The organism is Bradyrhizobium sp. 521_C7_N1_3, from assembly GCF_052075975.1.
Classification (GTDB): Bacteria; Pseudomonadota; Alphaproteobacteria; order Rhizobiales; family Xanthobacteraceae; genus Bradyrhizobium; species Bradyrhizobium japonicum.
In genome coordinates this window covers 1,521,845-1,541,067 of the sequence record NZ_CP197232.1, presented here as the reverse complement: position 1 = coordinate 1,541,067, position 19,223 = coordinate 1,521,845, and the positions used below count along the sequence as shown (strand labels likewise).

The window sequence follows — 19,223 nt, the reverse complement described above, 5'->3', positions numbered from 1 at the left end:
GAACAGCAGAAGCCCGTTCCCGAAGATCATACGTCCGTCAGCAAGGACGAGGAATCGGGCGCACGAGGGTTGCAGCGCGATTTGCAGGATCGGTTGCAGCCGGCGCACGACGAGCCGGTGAGCGAGCCCGTCAGCGATAGTGCTTCCCATCCCGAAGTACCTGCAGGCTCGCGCCGGTTCGCCGCCTGCTCAAGGTCGGCATTGGCCTTGCGATTGTGGCCGTCTTCGGATGGTTGCCGCTGAAGGCCGTGCTGCAGACCTCGAGCGTTGCGGCCGTGGTCAATGCCAGGATCGTGACGTTGCGCTCGCCGATTGACGGCACCGTGAGCGCGAAGCCGCCGCAAGGCTCGACGCAACTCAGCGTGGTCCATGAGGGCGACGCGATCCTTCATGTCGTCAACGCGCGTGGCGATCGCGTGCGGCTCGACGATCTTCGGCGGCAGATGTCCCGGATGGAAAATGAGCGCCCGAGTTTCGCCGCCAAGCTTGCGGCCGCCGAGACGGCGCAACAGGACCTCGCCCGCCAGGCGGCCCAGTTCCGCGACGGTCGCATCCTCCAGCTCCAGGCGCGCATTGCCGAAATCCAGTCGGCGATCGAGGCCGCGGCCGCGCGACGGGAGAAGGCAGTGGCCGCCGTCGAGCGGGCCTCGTCACTGATCAAATCGGGCAGCGTCTCGACGGTCGAAATGGCCCGCCTGACGCGCGAGCAGGCGATCGCCCAGCAGACTGCGGATTTCACGGATCGTGAGCATCGATTTCGCGCGATCATGAGCACTGAATTCAGACGATCGTGAGCAGCCCGCTACGGCCGATGGGAGATAGAGTCAGTGTTCTGGTTGCCGTCAAGGGTGATGGTTTTGGCGCTGCGTTTTCGCATGCTTTCTCCGGTGAGCTGGAGGCGGTGGGCGTTGTGGACGAGGCGATCGAGAATGGCGTCGGCGACCGTGGGGTCCCCAATGGCTCCATGCCAGGTGTCCACGGGGAGCTGACTTGTGACGATGGTGGATGCGCGGCCATGTCGGTCCTCGAGGATTTCGAGCAGATCGCGGCGTTCCGCGGCGGTGAGCACCGATAGTCCCCAATCATCCAAAATCAGAAGCTGAGCGCGGCCGAGGCTTTTGAGGAGCCGGGCGTAGCGTCCGTCTCCGCGCGCGAGCGCGAGCGCCTCGAACAGCCTTGGAACGCGATGATAGAGGACTGATCGGTTGTCGCGGCAGGCCTTGTGGCCGAGCGCGCAGGCTAACCAACTTTTGCCCAGGCCGGTTGCCCCGGTGACGAGCAAATTCTCGTGGCGATCGATCCAGCGACCTTCGACGAGTTTGGCGAAAACGGCGCGGTCGATGCCCCGCGGGGTGCGCAGATCGACGTCCTCGACGCAAGCAGTCTGGCGCAGTGCGGCGATCTTGAGGCGCGTGGTGAGCCGCCTGGTGTCGCGTTCGGCGGCTTCGCGGTCGACCAACAGGCCGATGCGATCTTCGAACGGCAGGGCTTCGAGATCGGGCGATCGGCGCTGCTCCTCGAAGGCCTTGGCCATTCCGGTCAGTCGGCGCCGTAGCTTTTGACGAGCGCCAGAATGCCAAGGCAGGTTCGAAAGCCTTGTTCTGGATGGGGCCGGGCGTCGATCACGGCCTGGAAAAACGCTGCTGTCGAAGGACCGATCCGCTCGCCGGCGGCGATCACCGCGGCGGGGGTCCATTTGCCGTAGCGGCGATGGGCGCTGGGCATGTGGTCGGCGATGGTGGTGTGTCCGCGTCGGTTGGGCGCGCGGGCATGGCTGGCGATCCGCTGGCCCTTGTGGAAGATCTCGACCGTCCGATCGTCGATACGGGCATCGACCAGCTCGCCAATCAGACGATACGGCGCGGAGTACCAATGGCCGTCGACCTCGACATGATAATCGGGAGCGAGGCGGCAGCGCTTCCAGCGTGCGAAGGCATAAGGCTGATCTGGCAGCGGGGTTAGCTTGGGTTTGTCGAGTTCGGCAAACAGTTCGGCGCGGCTTGAGCCGAAGCCACGCATTTGACGAGCATTGAGTTCGTCGACGAGTGTCTTGATGGCGGCGTTGAGCTCGGCCCGGGAAAAGAAGCGCTGATTGCGCAGCCGGGCCAGAATCCAGCGCTGGGCGATTTGCACCGCGACCTCGACCTTCGCCTTGTCTTTTGGGCGCCGCGGCCGTGCGGCGAGAATGGCCGTGCCGTAATGGCTCGCCATCTCGGCATAAGTGCGATTGAGGCCGGGATCGTAGCGGTCGGGGTTGCTGACGGCGGCTTTGAGGTTGTCGCAGACCACGAACGTCGGCGTTCCGCTCAAAAACGTGAACAAGTTGACGTGGGCCCGGATCCAGTCGGCCAAGCTCTCGCTGGGGCAGGCCTCGGCGTAGGTGTAGTTCGAAGCGCCCATCGCCGCGACGAACAGCTTCATCGGCTGCACTTCCCCGGTCAGGGGATCGACGATGTCGATGGTGTCGCCGGCGAAATCCACGAACACCTTCTCGCCGCCCAGATGAATCTGCCGCATCGAAGGTCGGACCCGCCCCTTCCAGGCCTCGTAGGTAGTGCAGAACCACGTGTACCCGAAACCGTCGGGATTAACGGCGCGATACTCCTCCCAGAGCAGGCGACGGGTTACGTTGCGCCGGCGGAGCTCTTTATCGATGTAGCTCCAGTCGGGCACCGGCCGCTGCGGGCTCTGAGACGCTGGTCGTGGGGCCGGGAAAAGCAAAAGCTCCAGGTCTTCATCGGTCATTCCCTCCGGAAGCGGCCAGCTCAACCCAGCAGAGCGGGCGCGGCTCAGGTAGCTGTGCACAACGCCGTTGCTGACGCCCACGCTCCGCGCGATGGCCCGCTCTGGCAGGCCTTGAAAATGTTTTAACCGAAGGACTTCCTTGATCCGGCGCATCGACAATCTCTGGGTAGGCATTGGACTTCCTCGTTAACCACGAGGTCATCCCTAAGCCGGTTGAGTTGTCGGCCGAAGCGCTGCAAGGCTCCGAAAGCCTTGCTCACGATCCCGCGAAACGCGCAGTCCTCGGCCGAAACTGGCCGAGGTTCATAGTAGACCGTGCTGCGAGCCAGCTTCAGGACCTTCGCCTGGCGCACGATAGAAAGATCATGACCGCGGTCGATCATCGCTTTGCGCTCAGCAGGCCCGCCTTGGTGAGCGCGCCGGACAAAAAATCGTTTTCCAACGCCAGCTCGCCGATCTTGGCATGTAACGCCTTCAAATCGACCGGCGTCTCGGCCGATGTCTTGTCATGCCCAAACACGCCGGCGGCGCCTTCCAGGAGCTGGTTTTTCCAGATCGTGATCTGGTTCGGATGAACATCAAACAGTTGCGCCAGCTCCGCCAGTGTCTTGTCTCCTTTGACCGCAGCCAAAGCAACCTTCGCCTTGAATGCCGGAGAATGCGTCCGGCGGCTCTTCTTCGTCATCTTCGCTCCTGATTCGCAGCAAGAATCCTCGCCGCTGTCAGGCAGAAAATCCACTCAAGCTACTGTCCGAATTTGCGGGGCCAGCTCTATAGTTTCCATTCATTCGCGCAGACCCCCGAGCCACAGCTGTAGCAGCGGCATTGGAGGCGGGCAATTGTGCATCATTCTCGTTGAGCTTCAGCGCCAACTCCACCAGACGGCGGAATCGCCAGTTTGCGGCCATCTCGAGGCACCCAGGCAGACTTGACTTACAATGCAGATGCATTACATTGGGATGTCGTGACGACGCAAGGAGCCGCTATGGCCAAGACCGCCGAAATCCTCGAGATCCCCGCGACCATCACAGACCGCGGCCAGACGACCGTGCCCGCCGCCATCCGCAAAATGCTGGCCCTGGGAAAGCGCGACCAGGTCGTGTTTCGGGGGCTCGCTGACGGCACCGTTGTGATCGCGAAGAAGCAGTTGAGCGCCGACCACGGCGATCCGGTGATCGGCACGTTCCTCGCGTTCCTGGCCCGCGACATGGGGAGCGAGCCAGCCCGGATCCGGCCGGTGCCGAAGTCGCTGGTCGCGCGCGGCAAGGGCTTGGTCAAGGGTGTTAAGGTCGATCTCGACGCGGCGCTGCCGGAAGACGATACGTGAGCGACGACACCTTCGGGGTTAACGGTTGGACGGTCTACGCCCATCCGCTATTTCTCGACCAGTTCGAGACTATGATCGCGGCGGTCGAGAAGGCGCGCAAGAAGGATCCGAAGGGATACAAGAAGAAGCGCGCCGCGAAGCTCCTGTCGGCTGTCTTGAAGGTGGCGTTCGACGACATTCCGAGTGACCCAACGCGTGACGTCTATCGGCAGGGCGGCACTCTCGGCGACGAGTACAAGCACTGGTTCCGCGCGAAATTGCTGCAGCAGTTCCGCCTGTTCTTCCGCTATCAGCAATCGGCGGACGCCAAGATCATCGTTCTCGCCTGGGTGAACGACGACTCGACGCTGCGCGCCTACGAGAGCGCGAACGACGCCTACGCCGTGTTCAGGAAGATGCTGGACCGCGGAAACCCGCCGGACTCGTGGAACGAACTCGTAGCCGCGGCCTCGACTGGCGAATCCAAGACGCGTCTATCGCGCTCGACGCGCGGGAGATGACCCCAGCTGGCCTCGTTCGGCCGCGACCGCCCGCTGATCCGGCCCGCGCCGCCGGCACCGGTCTGCAGCGAGAGACACGATTCGGCCAGGAAGAGTCCGTGAAATGCCCACCATCCAGCTGTCGGCTACGCCCAAAGGCAGCGGCGAATGCGCCGACTGTCCGGCGACATCATCATCAGCATTCCACCTGTTAAGCCGTGTAGACGGAGGCGACATTTCAGCCCTCCGATGCGGGTGAACCGGTTCGTGTTCCTCAACCTTCCAATACTTCAGCCTCGATCCCCTTTACCTGCGGGCATCAATGCACCTCCGACCTGCCCGCGGGTTCCCGTCACCAGTATCCGCCCGTACAATGGAAGTTTTGGATGTCGGCAAGCAGCGGCGCGGCCGCGTCCTTGGCCGAGAGCGACGGCTTTTTGATACCCCAGTTTATACCGATCACCGGGTCGTCCCAGCGGATCGAAACCTCGTTCTCCGGATTATAGAAATCATCGCATTTGTAGAAAAAGTCCGCGGTCTCTGAGAGCACACAACGAAACCGTGCGCGAATCCGCGCGGAACCCATAGTTGCCGCCGGTTATGCTCGCTTAATTCGACGGCAACGTAGCGTCCGAAATTCGGGCTCCGGACGCGGACGTCGACCGCGAGGTCGAGCACCTTGCCCCTCATTGATGGATGTCCAGACAATCGGACTCGCGGCGCACTAAGCGGAGTTGAGTGAACGCTAGTGAGGCTCGCGACAATTAACTACATCGCCTTAAGATCGTGGAGCATGCCCGTGATCCCGTCGATGAGCTCGTCGATTTGATCCTTGTTGACGATCAGAGGTGGGCATATCGACAATGCATCGTCTACATTCCGCACGATGATCCCTCGCTCGTGCAGCAACCGGCTCGCAATGCTGCCAACATCGCCCGGAGTAGTAGCGGCGACTTTCCGTTTCTTGTCCAGCACCAGCTCGATTGCCGCAATAAGGCCAACGCCACGGACCTCCCCAACGAGTGGATGGTCAACGAGCGTGCGCAGCCGTTCCTGCATGTAGGCCCCGATGCGGCCAACGTTCGCAATCAGACCCCGCTCCTCGATGAGTTTGAGGTTTTCGAGCGCTACGGCGGCTCCGACCGGGTGACCACCGCCCGTGAAGCCATGAGCCAGCAGTCCAACCTTATTGCTCTCGTCCGCGATTGGTTCGAACATGTAGTCATTCATTATGATCGCAGATAACGGAAAATAACTGGACGTGAGCTGCTTCGACACCACGATTACATCGGGCGCGATGTTGTAGGTTTCGCAACCGAACATTTTTCCTGTCCGGCCAAAGCCGCAAATCACCTCATCAGCGACCAAAAGGATGCTATGCTTTTTTAGCACACTTTGAATTTTGTCCCAGTAAGTCGGCGGCGGAACGATGACGCCGCCCGCGCCCATGACAGGCTCACCGAAGAATGCTGCAATGGTATCGGCACCTTCGCGCTGAATCAGCGACTCGAGCTCCTCGGCCCGACGCGTAGCAAAGGTCTCCTCCGATTCGCCCGCACGGCTGTCCTTGTAGAAATGGGGGGAGCCCGTGTGCATAATGTTGGGGAGCGGCAGATCGAAAGAGCGGTGGTTGTCTGGAAATCCGGTCAGGCTTGCCGCACCGATCGTGACGCCGTGATAGCCGCGCAACCGGCTGATGACCTTCTTGCGCTGAGGCTGGCCCGCTGCATTCGATCGATAGGCGATCAGCTTCAACACCGTATCGTTCGCTTCCGAGCCGGAATTTGTGAAGAACACCTTACTCATTGGCACCGGAGACATCTTCACCAGCTTCTCGGCAAGCGCGATGGAAGGCCCATTCGATCGTGATGCGAAGGTATGATAGAATGGCAGGATTTGCATCTGGCGATGCGCGGCTTCGATAAGCCGCTTTTCGCTGAAGCCAAGACCCGCACTCCAGAGACCGGCCATCGCATCGAGGTAGCGTTTTCCTGCCGTGTCGAAGACGTAGGGGCCCTCGCCGCGTTCAATTATGAGCGGCCCGGCCCGTTGGTGCGACCGCGCGTTGGTATAGGCGTGAAGCTGATAGGCCACATCTCGGGCCTGTTGAGAACTGGGCAGCATGGTCGGCGTCACATCATCGGTTCAGAATTGGATAGGGACCGGAGCATCATGTGGGGAAGCGCCGGTCCGTTTCCGGCTTCTCTGGGCCTTGCGATAGTCGTCGTTGACGATCGCTTTAAAGGGATTCGCTTTTGCCTATGCCTGACCACAGGCTTAACTGGCGGCGCGACGCACTGTCTGGAAGTGATCACAGAAAGGTGACGATGTTCAGCACGACAAAGCGTCGGATTTCCGGGACGCGTTAGTCGCCGACGGGAGCTTCCATCAAACTGCCGGCGGCGTTCAGGCCGTAGAGAGTCGGTGGTCGTAGCGCCGTGGACCGCGGTTACGTATTCGAGCCCACCACGTTCAGGCCGTCCGCTCCGCTAAAGGCCAGCGTGTCATGTGTGTTTAGCACGTTATCCCAGCTGCTGCCGCGCGTCGTCACGGACTGGTTGGGCTCCGAGCCAACACGCGTGATGAGTAACACTGTAAGCAACAACCCGCTCTGATTGACCAGTTTCTTGTGGGCCATCAGTGATCTCCTTGATCTGGTCGGTGTCCCGGCTTTGCGCGGTGATCTGCGACCGAGTTTGCCCCAGAATACCTTAACTCGTTGAGTTGGTCGCCTGCCAAAGCTTGTAGGCTCACTCCCAACCGGCACCGTCAAGTTAACGAATAGGGGTGGCCGATGGGGTAGACGACCGGCATGCCGACCGCCCGGGCCCCTCTTTATCGCCGCCATCGCTTCCCACCGGAAGTGATCAGCTATGCCGTTTGGTTGTATTTCCGGTTTCCCTTAAGCTTGCGCATGGTCGAGGAAATGCTGGCGGCGCGTGGCATTGGCGTGACCTATGAAACCGTGCGCCAGTGGGGACGGAAATTCGGCAAGCCGTTCTCCGATCGGATCCGCCAGCGCGCTCCCGCCCGCGGTGACAAATGGCATCTGGACGAGGTCGTTATCTCGATCGCGGGCGAACAACATTGGCTCTGGCGCGCTGTCGACCAGGATGGCTTCGTTCTCGACGTCTTGATCCAGCGCCGAAGAGACTCGCGCGCTGCGCAGCTTCTCATGAAGAAGCTCTTGAAATCCGCCGGCACGCCGCCGCGCGTGATGATCACGGATAAGCTGCGTTCGTACGGCGCTGCGAGGGCGAAGATGGGCTTTCACGTCGAACATCGCCAGCACAAAGCTCTCAACAATCGGGCCGAAAATTCTCATCAGCCGACGCGAGCGGATCATGAAGCGTTTCAAATCGTCCCATCAGGCTCAACGCTTTCTGTCAGTTCACGATCAGGTCGCGAACCTTTTCCACATCCCCTATGCCGGAGCCGCCACCGCCGACTTCCGTCGTGCTTCGCGCGAGCGAGCCTTTGCGACTTGGCGCGAGATCTCCATGACAAGCGCTATCGCCGAATCTCGACCTCTGAGAATCGCCGCCTTCGGCTCGGCGGTCGATTAAGTTGACGATGCCGTTCCGGGATGCGTGGGGCGAACCGGCGCAGCGGTTCGACCTCGGGCAACCCAATCTTCCAGCCGAATTTGTTGCTCCCTATGCCGAGGCGTTCCGGGGGCATCATGCATCGTCGTCACCTAGCACGCGTCACCAATGCTGGAAAGCACTGAAGTTCTTTGCCCGCTTTCTCGCCGATAGCGGCAGGGTTCAGGCGCCGGCCGATTTGACGACCGAATTGTTCGGCCAATACATCTTATGGCTGGACGCCTTGCCTTCCCGAACCGGCAAACCCTGTGCTCAGCTTTCGCGCTTACTGGCGGCAAGCTAACGGCAATCCATCGTTGCGTCCGTTTCTTGACCTGCGTCGTGAACGCTATGACCGAGGTGCGAGCTGAGTGTATTTCGCCGTGCTTTCGCGAAGGCGCGGTCGGTCGCCATGCGACGCTCGATCATCGGCGCAATCAGTTTAGCAGGCTCGGTCCGCGTCATCAGACCTACGCTATGCGTCAGGATCTCGGCGTAGCTTCTGAGATCCCTAAAGACCGCCGCCGGCAGCTCGGTCGTGAGCTTGACTGGCTTGTCGTCTTCAAGCGGCCCAAGCTTGAGCTTCGTCATGGCGCTCCTCCATTGCTGTAGGGCGCCAGCACCAAATCGCGCGTGCCGATCACGCGGACCGGAAACCTGGCCGGATGGTCAGCGTCGGCTGGATGTTGAGCTGACGCTGCACGACCAATTGGCCGGTCTGGCTGATGCTGATGGACGCACCGCTACGGATCGCTTGAACGAGGTTGTTCTCATTTGGCTCGTGCCGCCTCTGCTCCGACGCTGAGCATGGTCGAGAGAACGGCGGCCTTGAATAGCATGCCCCAGTGGTTGTCGACATCGTCCTCGAGTCCGGCATAACCACCACTGTCGGCGCCCGGCTGGCGCTCCAGCACGATCGAGTTGCCGTCCGGTATGATGATGCGAGTCCAGACCAAGAGGATTCGACTCTGGCCGTCCGCACGGCCGCTTTTTAGGCGATGATCTGACTGGCGTGGGCGCGCTCTCGGTGCAGTTTGGGCTTTGCTTGAACTAGCACTACTTTGGCAGATTTTTGATTTTGTCGCGTTTTATAGGATTCCCGAATCAATTTTTCAATGATTCATGGATGGTCGGCTCTTGGAGGGCTGACCATGCCGGGATGGGAAGACGAACTTGAACGCTGGCTGATGCCGTTCTTGGACCGGCTGGGTCATAAGACCCGGCAGCGGATGTGCCCTCTGTATGTTGCGGGACTGATAGGTCCTGGCGATCGCAAGAGCGTTCAGCCGATGGCGGAACGCCTTGCCATGAGCAACTACGACCAGTTGCACCATTTCATTGCGGACGGTGTCTGGGACGCGACGCCGCTGGAGACAGAGCTGCTCAACCAGGCGGACCGACTTGTCGGCGGCAGCGATGCGGTGCTGGTTATTGATGACACCTCACTGCCGAAGAAGGGTGAGCGCTCGGTCGGTGTTGCGGCTCAATACGCGTCGGCTCTCGGTAAAACGGCAAATTGCCAAACGCTGGTGTCTTTAACGCTTGCGCGCGGCGAAGTGCCAGTAATGGTCGCGTTACGTCTCTTTCTGCCTGACAGTTGGACAAGCGACATGTCTCGTTTGAAGCGCGCTCGCGTGCCAGTCGAACACCGAACGCCACGGTCCAAGCCGGAGATTGCTTTGGCCGAGATTGACCGCGCGATGGCAGCCAACGTGCGCTTTGGATGTGTGCTGGCGGATGCAGGATACGGCCTCAGCGCACCGTTTCGACAAGGGCTAACAGAGCGCGGGCTGGCCTGGGCTGTCGGCATCCCTCGGCACCTGAAAGTATATCCGGTCGATGTGAAGCTCATTTGGCCGATTACCAAAGTCCGCGGGAAACCACGAAAGCACCACGTGCCCGATATCTTATCGATTGCGGCAGAACAAATGTTGGCCAGCGCCAAATGGAAAACCGTGAGTTGGCGTAGCGGGACGAAAGGTCGGCTCAAAGCCCGATTTGCTGCTCTCCGTGTCCGGACCGCCGACGGCCCTCCGCAGCGGATATGGGATAAAGGTCAGCAGCATCTCCCAGGCGACGAAGCCTGGCTCATTGGCGAGCAACGCGCCTCGGGAGAGAAGAAATACTATCTCGCCAATCTTCCGGCGATGACGGATCTGCGCACGCTGGCAGCCACCATCAAGGCACGGTGGATTTGTGAGCAAGCGCATCAGCAGTTGAAGGAGGAGCTCGGACTTGATCACTTCGAAGGGCGATCATGGCGGGGTCTTCATCGCCACGCCCTGATGACAATGATCGCCTACGCCTTCCTGCAACATCGTCGCCTCGCACACGCGGGGCGGAAAAAAAAGAATCAACGGGCCTCCGCCCCAGCCAACCATGCCCGCCGTACGTCACGCCATCGTCGATCTCATCCTTCGGCCGCCGTCTCAGCAATGCCCATATTGCCGAAAGCAAATTCTTGAAAAACAGCGGCCAAAACACATTCTGCCAAAGTAGTGCTAGGGTCCAGACTCAATTGAGCCAATATGCGACGAGAGCGGCGAGATGAACAGCGGCCAAAAAATTACGGGCGAGCTTGTCATATCGCGTGGCGATGCGCCGGAAGTCCTTGAGCCTGCCAAAGCAGCGTTCGATGACATTTCGTCCTTTGTAGGCGCGTTTGTTGAAGCGATGGATGACGACACGGTTAGATTTATTGGGGATTACGGGCTTGGCGCCACGACGAATGATTTCGCCGCGAAGCTTGTCGCCATCATACCCTTTGTCGGCGAGGAGCACGCTCATGGGTGGCGCGAGCGCCAGGACATCGGGAGCCGCAGCGATATCGGCATCCTGGCCTGGAGTCAGATGCAGGACGACCGGCCGGCAGAGCGGATCGCTCAGCGCATGGATTTTTGTCGTGCGGCCTCCGCGCGAGCGGCCGATTGCTTGATTGTGCTCCCCCCTTTTCCGCCGGAGGCACACCGGTGAGCTTTAATCGAGGTCGAGTCGAGCGACAGTACGACGCCGTCTTCGCCAGGCTTGGCCAGCGCTTCGAAGATTGCGCACCATCGTCCTCGCTTGGCCCAGCGATTGAAGCGATTGTAGATCGTCGTGTAAGGGCCGTATTCACGTGGACAATCACGCCATCGTGCACCCGATTGCAGCATGTGAATGATGCCGCTGACGATGCGTCGGTCGTCGTCCCGATCCGGCCCCGTCAGTCCCCTCGGCAGATGCGGTTCGATACGCGCCCATTGCCTGTCGTTCAGCCAAAACAAACCAGCGCGCATTCTCTCGCCCCCGAATCAACACGTAGGCAAGAGAATCACGTGGCGCTATTTAGGTACAGACCCTAGAACATGTCTCCGCGCAAAGCGCTCGATGGAGTCGAGCGGGTTCGCTCAAACGGCGCAATTGCCTTTCCCTAGAAGGTTTCGATCGACTAGGAATTGTTTTCAGACTCGAAGACAGCGTTCGATTATACTGGCCAGCCCGCTCAACGCGTAGCAGATCACAAAGAATATGCTCAGCACGCCCAGATAGATCTCGATGGCGTGTGAGTCTCCGGTTCCGACATACGCTAGTCTTTCTATCATTTGACGCGCCGATCCCAAGAGATCCGACACCCCAACAACGGACGTCAGTGCACTCGCCTGGACGAGAACGGTGAGCTGCCCGACGTAGGGCGGCAACGCACGCCGAAATGCTTGTGGCAAAATGACGAACACAAGCGCTTCCGTTGCGCTCAAGCCAAGCGCTCGGGCGCCCTGCTCTTGGCGATGTGGAATTGAATCCAAGGCGCCTCGAAAGACCTCACCGATGTTCGCCCCGCCCCAGAGCCCCAATCCGATTATTGCGGCCGTGAGTGGGCCCGTGCGGAGACCAATTTGCGGAAGGGCAAAGAACACGAAGAGGAGTATCATAAGCGACGGCACGCCGCGGAACAACTCAACGTAAAGCCGTCCGACAAAGCGCGCGAACGTGAGCGTGCTTTGCGACAGCGCCGCGATCAGGAGACCAAGGATTGTCGCCAAAATGACGGTGAGCAGCGAGATCCACAAAGTAACCAAAAGGCTCTTACCAAGGTAAAGGGTGACAGGCCAAACCCAGTTGGTCATTTAACTACTCCCAGCCCCGGAACCGCGAGCCTGCGCTCGAACGTACGAGACAAAGCGCTTAGGATGCTGCACCCCAGCAGGTACATGAGACAAGCGATTCCGAAGGTCTCAAACACTTTAAACGTATCTGACACGATCCGGTTGGCGACATAGGTCAATTCCTGATAGCCGACGACGATCATGAAGGAGGACGACCTGAACTGCGTGATCGCCGTGGTTGTTGTTCCGGTGATCGCGATGCGCAACGCGATCGGGAGTGTGATGTCAAGAAAGGTCTGGAACGCCGGCAAGCCGAGAGCGCGAGCTGCCGTCACTTCGCCTTTCGGCACAGCTTCGAATGCGGCCCTGAAGACCTCCGTTTGATAAGCACCGCCCCACAATGCGAGCGCTAGCCAGGAAGTCTCGAACGGCGTCAGACGGATGCCTATGTCGGGTAGCGCGTAGAACAGAAAGAGCTGGCTCCGGAAATCTGGACAGGGCGATGAGTGGAGTTTCTGCCTGACGGCGGGCAAGATTGTCCCGCGAATCAGGAGAGACGATGAGCAGACGAGCCCGCCGGCAGCACGCACTCGCATTCAAGGCCAAGGTGGCGTTAGCGGCGATCAAGGATCAAGGGCGAGATGACGCTGGCCGAGCTGGCTGAGCATTTCGACATGCATCCGAACCAGATCACGCAGTGGAAGTCCCAGCTTCAGGAAGCGGCGGCCGAGGTCTTTGGTCCTCGCGGTGGCAACAGAACGAGCGAGCCCGCGGGGGACGTGAAAACGCTGCACGCCAAGATCGGGGAGCTGACGCTTGAGAACGATTCCTAAGAAACGGCAGCATCTACTTTCGGCTCCAAGGGCAGGTGAACAAAGCCGAATGCCTTGGCACGCCGCTGCAAATTGTTGACCACTCGCGTCCGGTAGCGCGTCTCGTAGGACGAGGCCCCGGGATCGACATAGTCCATTCCGTATCGCACAGCATTGTAGAACAGAACTGCGATCTTCCGGGCCGTGGCGGTCACGGCCTTGGTCTTGCCAAAGCACTACTGCCGCTTCACAGCATAATGGCTGATCAGCCGTCGCAGTTCAGTTTCCGCCGCTGCGGTTGAACCAATACCTCGCTCAGGCAGTTGCTTGATCCTTCGATCTGGATGAAGGACCGCGTGGTCAAGCAGCAGACGCCGCTTCACAGACTGAGGCCGCGTTTGTTGAGCACCGTGTCCCTCAGAGCACCCTTGATCTCGCGAGCGATGTCCTTGCTGACCTGGGGTCCGAACTCCCGCTCGGCATCCGCAACGACATCGGCCTCAGCGCCGATCAGTCCCGCTTCAACGAGCTTTTGCTTCAGTCGGCCCGGGAACTCCTCCTCCAAGGCATCGGCGAGCTTTTCCTCCATCGTGGCATGGTGTTCCGGTTCAATGCGGAGCACCACATCGTCCCAAGGTTTCCAGTCCGTCGCCAAATAGTCGGCGAACCCCGTCGCCTCCTTGCTCCGCACAGACGTCTCAGCCCTGTCAATGTCTTCCTCGGTGAGGTGAGAGTCGTAGAAGTAGTTCATGTCCGGGGCGATGTGCTGCAGCCCCAGCCGCTCGCGCAGCGTGGCCTGATAGGCAAGGTAGACCTCGATTTCGTCGACGTTGTTGATGGTGCCGCCTGTGCGGAGCGATTGGACCTTCTCGCGCGCGATCCCCCCCAGTGCCTCCAAGCGGAACATGACACGGCCTAGATCAACGAGGGCCGCTACCCCCTCGTTATTGTCATAGAGCCCGTTCTCGACGTTGGCGATCAGGCGCGCGGTTTGCATGCCGTTCCAGGTCAAAGTTCTGCGATCCGCGCAGCTCTCGTTGGCGTCAAGAGCAAGCTGGAAGTACTGCGCGCGCAATTGCGGGTTGGCCGCTGCCTGCCGCAGATCATTGGCCACCCCCTGCTGGAATCCTTCGTTCCCAGAGTTCACGGTATTCCGCAGCCCGTTGAGGAAGTCTGCGTATTGCTGGGCACCGGGTTCTTCTGCAAAGCTCTGCCACTTGGCCACCACCTCGGGATCGCCCTCCTTCGGATCCCCGTTGAGCCAGTCCGCTACTGCCTCGGGAAGAGACTCCGCAGCTACTGTCTCGAGAGGAAACGGCGCAACGGCGGCGTCCTCCCACTGATCTTCGTGCGTCTCAGACAAATCAAAGACGACCCTCGGGCCGGCATACCCATCGGTACTTTGGATTGTGTCCAGGTTCATCAGCATCTCCTGGGGCAGCGGATTGCCAGACACAACCACCTCCGCAGCAGCCCCCAACTGCGTTAGCAAGCCCGTGGGTAGGCTGGTTAGCTGGTTATCGTTAAGGTAAAGTCTTCCGAGACTGGTCGGGAGAGTCTCGGGCAGGCTCGTCAATTGGTTTACACCAACGTCAAGGCTTCCGAGACTGGCCGGGAGAGTCTCGGGCAGGCTCGTCAATTGGTTTACACTAACGTCAAGGCTTTCGAGCCTGGCCGGGAGGGCCTCGGGCAGGCTCGTCAATTGGTTGTTGCCGACGTTGAGGCCCTCGAGCGCGGCCGGGAGGGTCTCAGGCAGGCTGGTGAGCCGATTGCTCCACACGTCCAGCAAGGCGAGCCCGGCCGGAAGCGCGGGCAAGCTGACCAACTGATTCCCATTAACATTGAGCGAATTGAGCGCGTCAGGGAGAGTCTCGGGCAGACTGGTCAGCCGGTTGAAGGACGCGTCGAGCGAGTGGAGCCCGGCTGGAAGTGGAGGCAGGCTGGTGAGGCGCAGCATTGCAAGATTCAGCTCGCCCTGATTCCAAGCATTCACTCGCCTTACAGCCTCTTGTCGATCCTCGAGCGGGTTCTGCCCCTCTTCGGCAGCCCACTCCTCCAGCATCTGGTCGTGCCCCCCCTCCGCAGGAGCAGAATCCCCGAGATTTGCCGGATCGTCAGCGGCGAGCACCGCGTGGGTCAAGACTCCAACCCACTGCGCCTCCTCACCTTCCCGGTCCTCGCGGCCGGAAGATTCGGTGCTGCCATTACCGCGCTGAGCCTGCCCTGCATCAAAGGGATCCATTTCCTGCTCCTTGTCGGACTGAGCAAATTATGCGACCTCTCGGCCCACATCGAACGTTGCAGCCTCTAAGACATTTAGCTTACGTCGAGCTGACGAGCGTTGAACCATGTTGAGGAAGCGATCTGCGCAATTTGTGAAGGAGTTCGGCTTCGATTCGGTGCAGCCTTTCGGCTTGAGCCAGATGAGGTCAGAGGGTACCGTCAAGTTAACGAATTGGAGCGGCGGAGGGGGTAGACGAGCGGCATGCGGACTGCCAAGGACCCTCTTTATCGCCGCCATCGCTTCCCACCGGAAGTGATCAGCTATGCCGTTTGGTTGTATTTCCGGTTTCCCTTAAGCTTGCGCATGGTCGAGGAAATGCTGGCGGCGCGTGGCATTGGCGTGACCTATGAAACCGTGCGCCAGTGGGGACGGAAATTCGGCAAGCCGTTCTCCGATCGGATCCGCCAGCGCGCTCCCGCCCGCGGTGACAAATGGCATCTGGACGAGGTCGTTATCTCGATCGCGGGCGAACAACATTGGCTCTGGCGCGCTGTCGACCAGAATGGTTTCGTTCTCGACGTCTTGATCCAGCGTCGAAGAGACGCGCGCTGCGCAGCGGCTCATGAAGAAGCTCTTGAAATCCGCCGGCACGCCGCCGCGCGTTATGATCACGGATAAGCTGCGTTCGTACGGCGCTGCGAGGGCGAAGATGGGCTTACACGTCGAACATCGCCAGCACAAAGCTCTCAACAATCGGGCCGAGAATTCTCATCAGCCGACGCGGCGACGCGAGCGGATCATGACGCGCTTCAAATCGTCCCGTCAGGCTCAACGGTTTCTGTCCGTTCACGATCAGGTCGCGAACCTTTTCCACATCCCCTATCCCGGAGCCGCCACCGCCGACTTCCGTCGTGCTTCGCGCGAGCGAGCCTTTGCGACTTGGCGCGAGATCTCCATGACAAGCGCTATCGCCGACTCTCGACCTCTGAGAATCGCCTCCTTCGGCTCGGCGGTCGATTAAGTTGACGATGCCCTGCGTCGAGCCGGCGGCGGGCGCCGATCTCGGTCTGCTGGGCGATTGCCTGCTCACGCGTCAGGCGGGCCATCTCGACCGTCGAGACGCTGCCCGATTTGATCAGGGACGAGGCCCGCTCCACAGCGGCCGCCGCCTCTTCCCGTCGCGCGGCCGCGGCCTCGATCGCCGACTGGATTTCGGCGATGCGCGCCTCGAGCTGAAGGATGCGGCCATCGCGGAACTGGCCCGCCTGGCGGGCGAGGCCCTGTTGCGCGGTCTCGGCGGCGCCAGCTTAGCGGCAAGGCTCGGGCGCTCGTTCTCCTGCCGCGACATCTGCCGCCGAAGATCGTCGAGCCGCACGCGATCGCCACGCGCGTTGACGACATGAAGGATCGCGTCGCCCTCATGGACCACGCTGAGTTGCGTCGAGTCTTGCGGCGGCTTCGCGCTCACGGGTGCCGTCGATCGGCGAGCGCAACGTCGCGATCCTGGCATTGACCACGGCCTCGACGCTCGAGGTCTGCAGCACGGCCTTCAGCGGCAACCATCCGAAGACGGCCACGATCGCAAGACCAATGCCGACCTTGAGCAGGCGGCGAACCCACCGGCCCGAGCCTGCAGGTGCTTCGGGATGGGGAGCACTATCGCTGACGGGCTCGCTCACCGGCTCGTCGTGCGCCGGCTGCAACCGATCCTGCAAATCGCGCTGCAATCCGCATGCGCCCGCGTCCTTATCCTTGGTGACGGAAACTTTGTCTTCAGGAGAGGGCTTCTGCTGCTGTGCCTGATTCATTGACCGGCCCCTGAATTGTCAGTGCGGGCGGGGTTCAGAAACCGTAATCCTGAACGGCCAATGTGCTTTTGGGGTGCCCCTTCGACATGGGAGCACCGTCCCACCGAACGGGGCCGTTATACGCTGGCCCATTGATGGCCACTGATACTATCTCGCTTGGATTTCTGAGGCCCAACCCTATGGTTCTGTACAATTGCGTCGTGCTCGCGATCGTGCGCTTCATCTGCATCGAGCAGCCGCGGCGCCGCAAGGCCGAGCGTTTCGAACGCGACGAGCCGATCCTAGTTCACGAAGGCGCCGAGCCGCGGCTGGTGCGGATGGCCGACATCTCGATTTCGGGCGCGCGCTTCATCGATCCCGCCCCGCCGCCAATCGGCGCCTCGATCAAGTGCAATGTCTATGGCCAGAACGTGAGCGCGACCGTTGTCCGCCGCACTCGCGACGGCTTCGGCGTCCGTTTCGAGGACGCGGTTGCGACGCGGATCAATGTCGTCCGCGCATTCTATGCCGGCGAATATGTCCGCGCCTTCCGCAGCGTGCGCGCGGCGCCGGTCGGCAAGGCGTTGCTGATGCGGCTGTTCGGCTAGAGCGGTATGAATGAGGTGGGCCTGGAGCAGTCCCATCCGTCGTCATTCGCAATTGCGCAGCTTAGTGCCGGTCGTGCTGACAGTACTCGCCTTGCTCGTGTGACCGCCCGAAACCACGGTGGGCGCGATGACGGTCCAAGAGTTGGTGACCATACTGCAAGCGCTTCCCGACCAAAACGCCCCTTCGAAAGCACCTTCGCTACCGTGCGCCACCGCACCATCCGATCCAAGGGTTGCCTGTCGAACATGACTGCGCTTGCGATGGTCTTCAAACTGATCGATTATTCCCGCTGAAAGCCGCCGCTGCTCCCTAGCTCCCCGACGAACCGTCGATGCTTCTCCAACCATTCAGGTGAACGAGCTGCGATAGCTTGAACGCACACTTGAACGCATTCATCACAAATAGCAGCTGCTCCGTCAGGAGCGGTGACGATCGCAAGAACATGCTGCGCCTCCATTCTACAGAAAGAACAGATTACGTCCGAGGTCATAGTCGCTTCTCATTCCTGTGATGGGGACACTGAATAGTACTACCTGCAGGACCGAGTCGCGAGCTATCGCCGAATTTTGGTGACCGCCGGGGCCGGTCAGGCGGCGGCGGTTGTGGGCTGACGGTCGGTCGGCTTGGCGATGACCTCGATCCCGTCTTGAATGTCATGAGGTAGTCTCAATATAGACTATATCTACTCCCGATCTGTCAAGACACTCCGCCTTACACACGGCTTCTCTTGCTCAACCTTGAACCGGAAAATACTTCCGGCTAAACCCCGTTCGATGACATCTAATCGTGTAGGCACAGATCTCACTCCGTTGAGAGCGACAGTATATCCCTGTTCCTGTAACAGTACGGCCGACCATTTTTGGTAGGTCCATCGGGCGCGTTTGCGTCATCACCGGGGTTATTGAGCGTCAGACCGACTTTCTAAAACAGAATTGTCAATCCTTTCCGGCGTGCAACACCAAGAACTGGTTATGGCCATCGAGACGGCGCCAGCTTTTCTGCGCGCCCTTGGCTGAGACTTTCTTGTTCGAAGCCGCTCTCCGTTTCAGTCAGCTTCCGGAGCGTGAAAAGCGGGCCCGGATAGTTCTGTTGGCAGCGGATGGGGAGGGTCGTCCTGCCCCGACAGACGCGACAGCACCGCCGCCCAGCCCGCCAGCACCGTCAGGAACAACTTCGTGCCATGCTGCCGGCTCAGCCGCTTCAAGTCCCGCGTCAGATCCGCATCGATGACAACAGGAACACTGGCCCCCGGCAAACGACTGCTGGGCCGGCCGCGCACGGTCCGTCGGCAAGACAAGACGGGCCGTGCCTGACAGGGCGTTGCGCCAATACTTCGCCTGCTTCTGCAGCCGTTCCCCGACAGCCACTGCCGTTGCCAGGCGGCATAATCCGGATACTGGATCGCCAACGGCGGCAAAGGATCGTCCTGTCCAGCCTCGAACGCCCGGTAAAGCCGACTGAGTTCATGCACCAGCACGCCCAATCGACCGCCGTCCGAGACGATGTGATGCTGGGTCAGCAGGAAGACGTGTTCCTCATCCGACATCCGCACTAGCCCGTCCTATTCGTGAGAG

General features: G+C 60.5%; 20 protein-coding genes and 7 pseudogenes. 10 read left to right on the top strand and 17 right to left on the bottom strand.

Translation table 11 applies throughout. From position 1 onward, the window contains the following. The first annotated feature begins 215 nt into the window (after positions 1-215). Entirely contained in the window at positions 216-794 is a 579-nt protein-coding gene (locus tag AB7008_RS07150) for a hypothetical protein (protein ID WP_304492805.1), read from the top strand. A gap of 8 nt (positions 795-802) precedes the next feature. On the opposite strand, the gene istB is transcribed toward AB7008_RS07150, so the two are convergent. From istB to AB7008_RS07135, 3 genes and pseudogenes are all read right to left on the bottom strand, one after another. Then, positions 803-1,534, bottom strand: a complete 732-nt coding sequence (gene istB, locus AB7008_RS07145) for an IS21-like element ISFK1 family helper ATPase IstB (RefSeq protein WP_014497992.1) — start codon at positions 1,532-1,534, stop codon at positions 803-805. 8 nt (positions 1,535-1,542) lie between these two features. After that, a pseudogene (gene istA / locus AB7008_RS07140) lies at positions 1,543-2,919 on the bottom strand (IS21-like element ISFK1 family transposase); the annotation flags it as partial. A gap of 98 nt (positions 2,920-3,017) precedes the next feature. Then, a pseudogene (locus AB7008_RS07135) lies at positions 3,018-3,430 on the bottom strand (transposase); the annotation flags it as partial. 300 nt (positions 3,431-3,730) lie between these two features. Here AB7008_RS07135 and AB7008_RS07130 point away from each other — a divergent pair. Further along, the gene (locus AB7008_RS07130) at positions 3,731-4,072 is read left to right on the top strand and encodes a type II toxin-antitoxin system PrlF family antitoxin (protein ID WP_014498004.1); all 342 of its coding nucleotides are present in this window, start codon (positions 3,731-3,733) and stop codon (positions 4,070-4,072) included. Continuing rightward, complete coding sequence (locus AB7008_RS07125) at positions 4,069-4,572, top strand: type II toxin-antitoxin system YhaV family toxin (protein WP_011084500.1); 504 nt, start codon at positions 4,069-4,071, stop codon at positions 4,570-4,572. Before AB7008_RS07130 ends, AB7008_RS07125 begins: the two co-directional genes overlap by 4 nt. Positions 4,573-4,903: 331 nt before the next feature. Here the strand turns inward: AB7008_RS07125 and AB7008_RS07120 are convergent, their stop codons facing one another. The 4 genes from AB7008_RS07120 to AB7008_RS07105 all read right to left on the bottom strand — a co-directional run bounded on the left by AB7008_RS07120 (position 4,904) and on the right by AB7008_RS07105 (position 7,189). Beyond that, positions 4,904-5,101 (bottom strand): dTDP-4-dehydrorhamnose 3,5-epimerase family protein, encoded by a 198-nt coding sequence (locus AB7008_RS07120; protein ID WP_018648901.1) that lies wholly within the window; start codon positions 5,099-5,101, stop codon positions 4,904-4,906. Next, complete coding sequence (locus AB7008_RS07115) at positions 5,011-5,241, bottom strand: dTDP-4-dehydrorhamnose 3,5-epimerase family protein (RefSeq protein ID WP_244651854.1); 231 nt, start codon at positions 5,239-5,241, stop codon at positions 5,011-5,013. Before AB7008_RS07115 ends, AB7008_RS07120 begins: the two co-directional genes overlap by 91 nt. A gap of 78 nt (positions 5,242-5,319) precedes the next feature. Next, positions 5,320-6,675 (bottom strand): aspartate aminotransferase family protein, encoded by a 1,356-nt coding sequence (locus AB7008_RS07110; protein ID WP_038937402.1) that lies wholly within the window; start codon positions 6,673-6,675, stop codon positions 5,320-5,322. A 325-nt stretch (positions 6,676-7,000) separates the two neighbouring features. Next, a complete protein-coding gene (locus tag AB7008_RS07105) occupies positions 7,001-7,189 on the bottom strand; it encodes a hypothetical protein (protein WP_014498007.1) in 189 nt (62 codons plus the stop codon). Positions 7,190-7,363: 174 nt separating this feature from the next. Here AB7008_RS07105 and AB7008_RS07100 point away from each other — a divergent pair. Further along, positions 7,364-8,117 (top strand): annotated as a pseudogene (locus tag AB7008_RS07100) (IS6 family transposase). 7 nt (positions 8,118-8,124) lie between these two features. Beyond that, positions 8,125-8,439, top strand: coding sequence for a hypothetical protein (locus tag AB7008_RS07095; RefSeq protein ID WP_011084497.1), 315 nt, complete (start codon positions 8,125-8,127; stop codon positions 8,437-8,439). On the opposite strand, the gene AB7008_RS07090 is transcribed toward AB7008_RS07095, so the two are convergent. After that, a complete protein-coding gene (locus AB7008_RS07090; RefSeq protein ID WP_011084496.1) occupies positions 8,436-8,726 on the bottom strand; it encodes a DUF2274 domain-containing protein in 291 nt (96 codons plus the stop codon). The two genes, AB7008_RS07095 and AB7008_RS07090, sit on opposite strands and share 4 nt — an antisense overlap. Beyond that, positions 8,723-9,124, bottom strand: a pseudogene (locus AB7008_RS07085) (TrbI/VirB10 family protein); the annotation flags it as partial. The pseudogene AB7008_RS07085 and the gene AB7008_RS07090, both read right to left, overlap by 4 nt. Positions 9,125-9,250: 126 nt before the next feature. On the opposite strand from AB7008_RS07085, the gene AB7008_RS07080 reads away from it, so the two are divergent. Continuing rightward, complete coding sequence (locus AB7008_RS07080; RefSeq protein ID WP_212477373.1) at positions 9,251-10,600, top strand: IS701 family transposase; 1,350 nt, start codon at positions 9,251-9,253, stop codon at positions 10,598-10,600. Positions 10,601-10,649: 49 nt separating this feature from the next. Here the strand turns inward: AB7008_RS07080 and AB7008_RS07075 are convergent. The 3 genes from AB7008_RS07075 to AB7008_RS07065 all read right to left on the bottom strand — a co-directional run bounded on the left by AB7008_RS07075 (position 10,650) and on the right by AB7008_RS07065 (position 12,750). After that, positions 10,650-11,410 (bottom strand): IS5 family transposase gene (locus tag AB7008_RS07075; protein WP_224517492.1). Its coding sequence is split into 2 segments (ribosomal slippage): positions 10,650-11,071 and positions 11,071-11,410, totalling 762 coding nucleotides; the frame shifts between segments, so codons are not numbered across the junction. 165 nt (positions 11,411-11,575) lie between these two features. Beyond that, on the bottom strand, positions 11,576-12,238 hold the full coding sequence (locus AB7008_RS07070; RefSeq protein ID WP_014498011.1) for an amino acid ABC transporter permease: 663 nt from the start codon (positions 12,236-12,238) through the stop codon (positions 11,576-11,578). Next, entirely contained in the window at positions 12,235-12,750 is a 516-nt protein-coding gene (locus AB7008_RS07065) for an ABC transporter permease subunit (protein ID WP_028144277.1), read from the bottom strand. Before AB7008_RS07065 ends, AB7008_RS07070 begins: the two co-directional genes overlap by 4 nt. Positions 12,751-12,776: 26 nt before the next feature. On the opposite strand from AB7008_RS07065, the pseudogene AB7008_RS07060 reads away from it, so the two are divergent. Then, positions 12,777-13,044 (top strand): annotated as a pseudogene (locus tag AB7008_RS07060) (transposase); the annotation flags it as partial. Between the two features lie 2 nt (positions 13,045-13,046). Here the strand turns inward: AB7008_RS07060 and AB7008_RS07055 are convergent. Both AB7008_RS07055 and AB7008_RS07050 read right to left on the bottom strand, forming a co-directional pair. Beyond that, positions 13,047-13,259, bottom strand: a pseudogene (locus AB7008_RS07055) (IS110 family transposase); the annotation flags it as partial. A 149-nt stretch (positions 13,260-13,408) separates the two neighbouring features. Further along, on the bottom strand, positions 13,409-15,271 hold the full coding sequence (locus tag AB7008_RS07050; protein ID WP_011084490.1) for an NEL-type E3 ubiquitin ligase domain-containing protein: 1,863 nt from the start codon (positions 15,269-15,271) through the stop codon (positions 13,409-13,411). A 243-nt stretch (positions 15,272-15,514) separates the two neighbouring features. Here AB7008_RS07050 and AB7008_RS07045 point away from each other — a divergent pair. Then, a pseudogene (locus AB7008_RS07045) lies at positions 15,515-16,274 on the top strand (IS6 family transposase). A gap of 7 nt (positions 16,275-16,281) precedes the next feature. Continuing rightward, positions 16,282-16,656, top strand: a complete 375-nt coding sequence (locus AB7008_RS07040; protein ID WP_249162681.1) for a hypothetical protein — start codon at positions 16,282-16,284, stop codon at positions 16,654-16,656. Between the two features lie 15 nt (positions 16,657-16,671). On the opposite strand, the gene AB7008_RS07035 is transcribed toward AB7008_RS07040, so the two are convergent. Beyond that, positions 16,672-17,061 (bottom strand): hypothetical protein, encoded by a 390-nt coding sequence (locus AB7008_RS07035; protein ID WP_014498016.1) that lies wholly within the window; start codon positions 17,059-17,061, stop codon positions 16,672-16,674. Between the two features lie 179 nt (positions 17,062-17,240). On the opposite strand from AB7008_RS07035, the gene AB7008_RS07030 reads away from it, so the two are divergent. Then, positions 17,241-17,648: a PilZ domain-containing protein gene (locus AB7008_RS07030; RefSeq protein ID WP_014498017.1), complete on the top strand. Its 408-nt coding sequence runs from the start codon at positions 17,241-17,243 to the stop codon at positions 17,646-17,648. 281 nt (positions 17,649-17,929) lie between these two features. Here AB7008_RS07030 and AB7008_RS07025 read toward each other — a convergent pair whose 3' ends face one another. Then, the gene (locus AB7008_RS07025) at positions 17,930-18,139 is read right to left on the bottom strand and encodes a ClpX C4-type zinc finger protein (protein ID WP_080586833.1); all 210 of its coding nucleotides are present in this window, start codon (positions 18,137-18,139) and stop codon (positions 17,930-17,932) included. A gap of 555 nt (positions 18,140-18,694) precedes the next feature. Beyond that, positions 18,695-19,195, bottom strand: a complete 501-nt coding sequence (locus tag AB7008_RS07020) for a condensation domain-containing protein (RefSeq protein ID WP_038937460.1) — start codon at positions 19,193-19,195, stop codon at positions 18,695-18,697. Positions 19,196-19,223 lie beyond the last annotated feature (28 nt).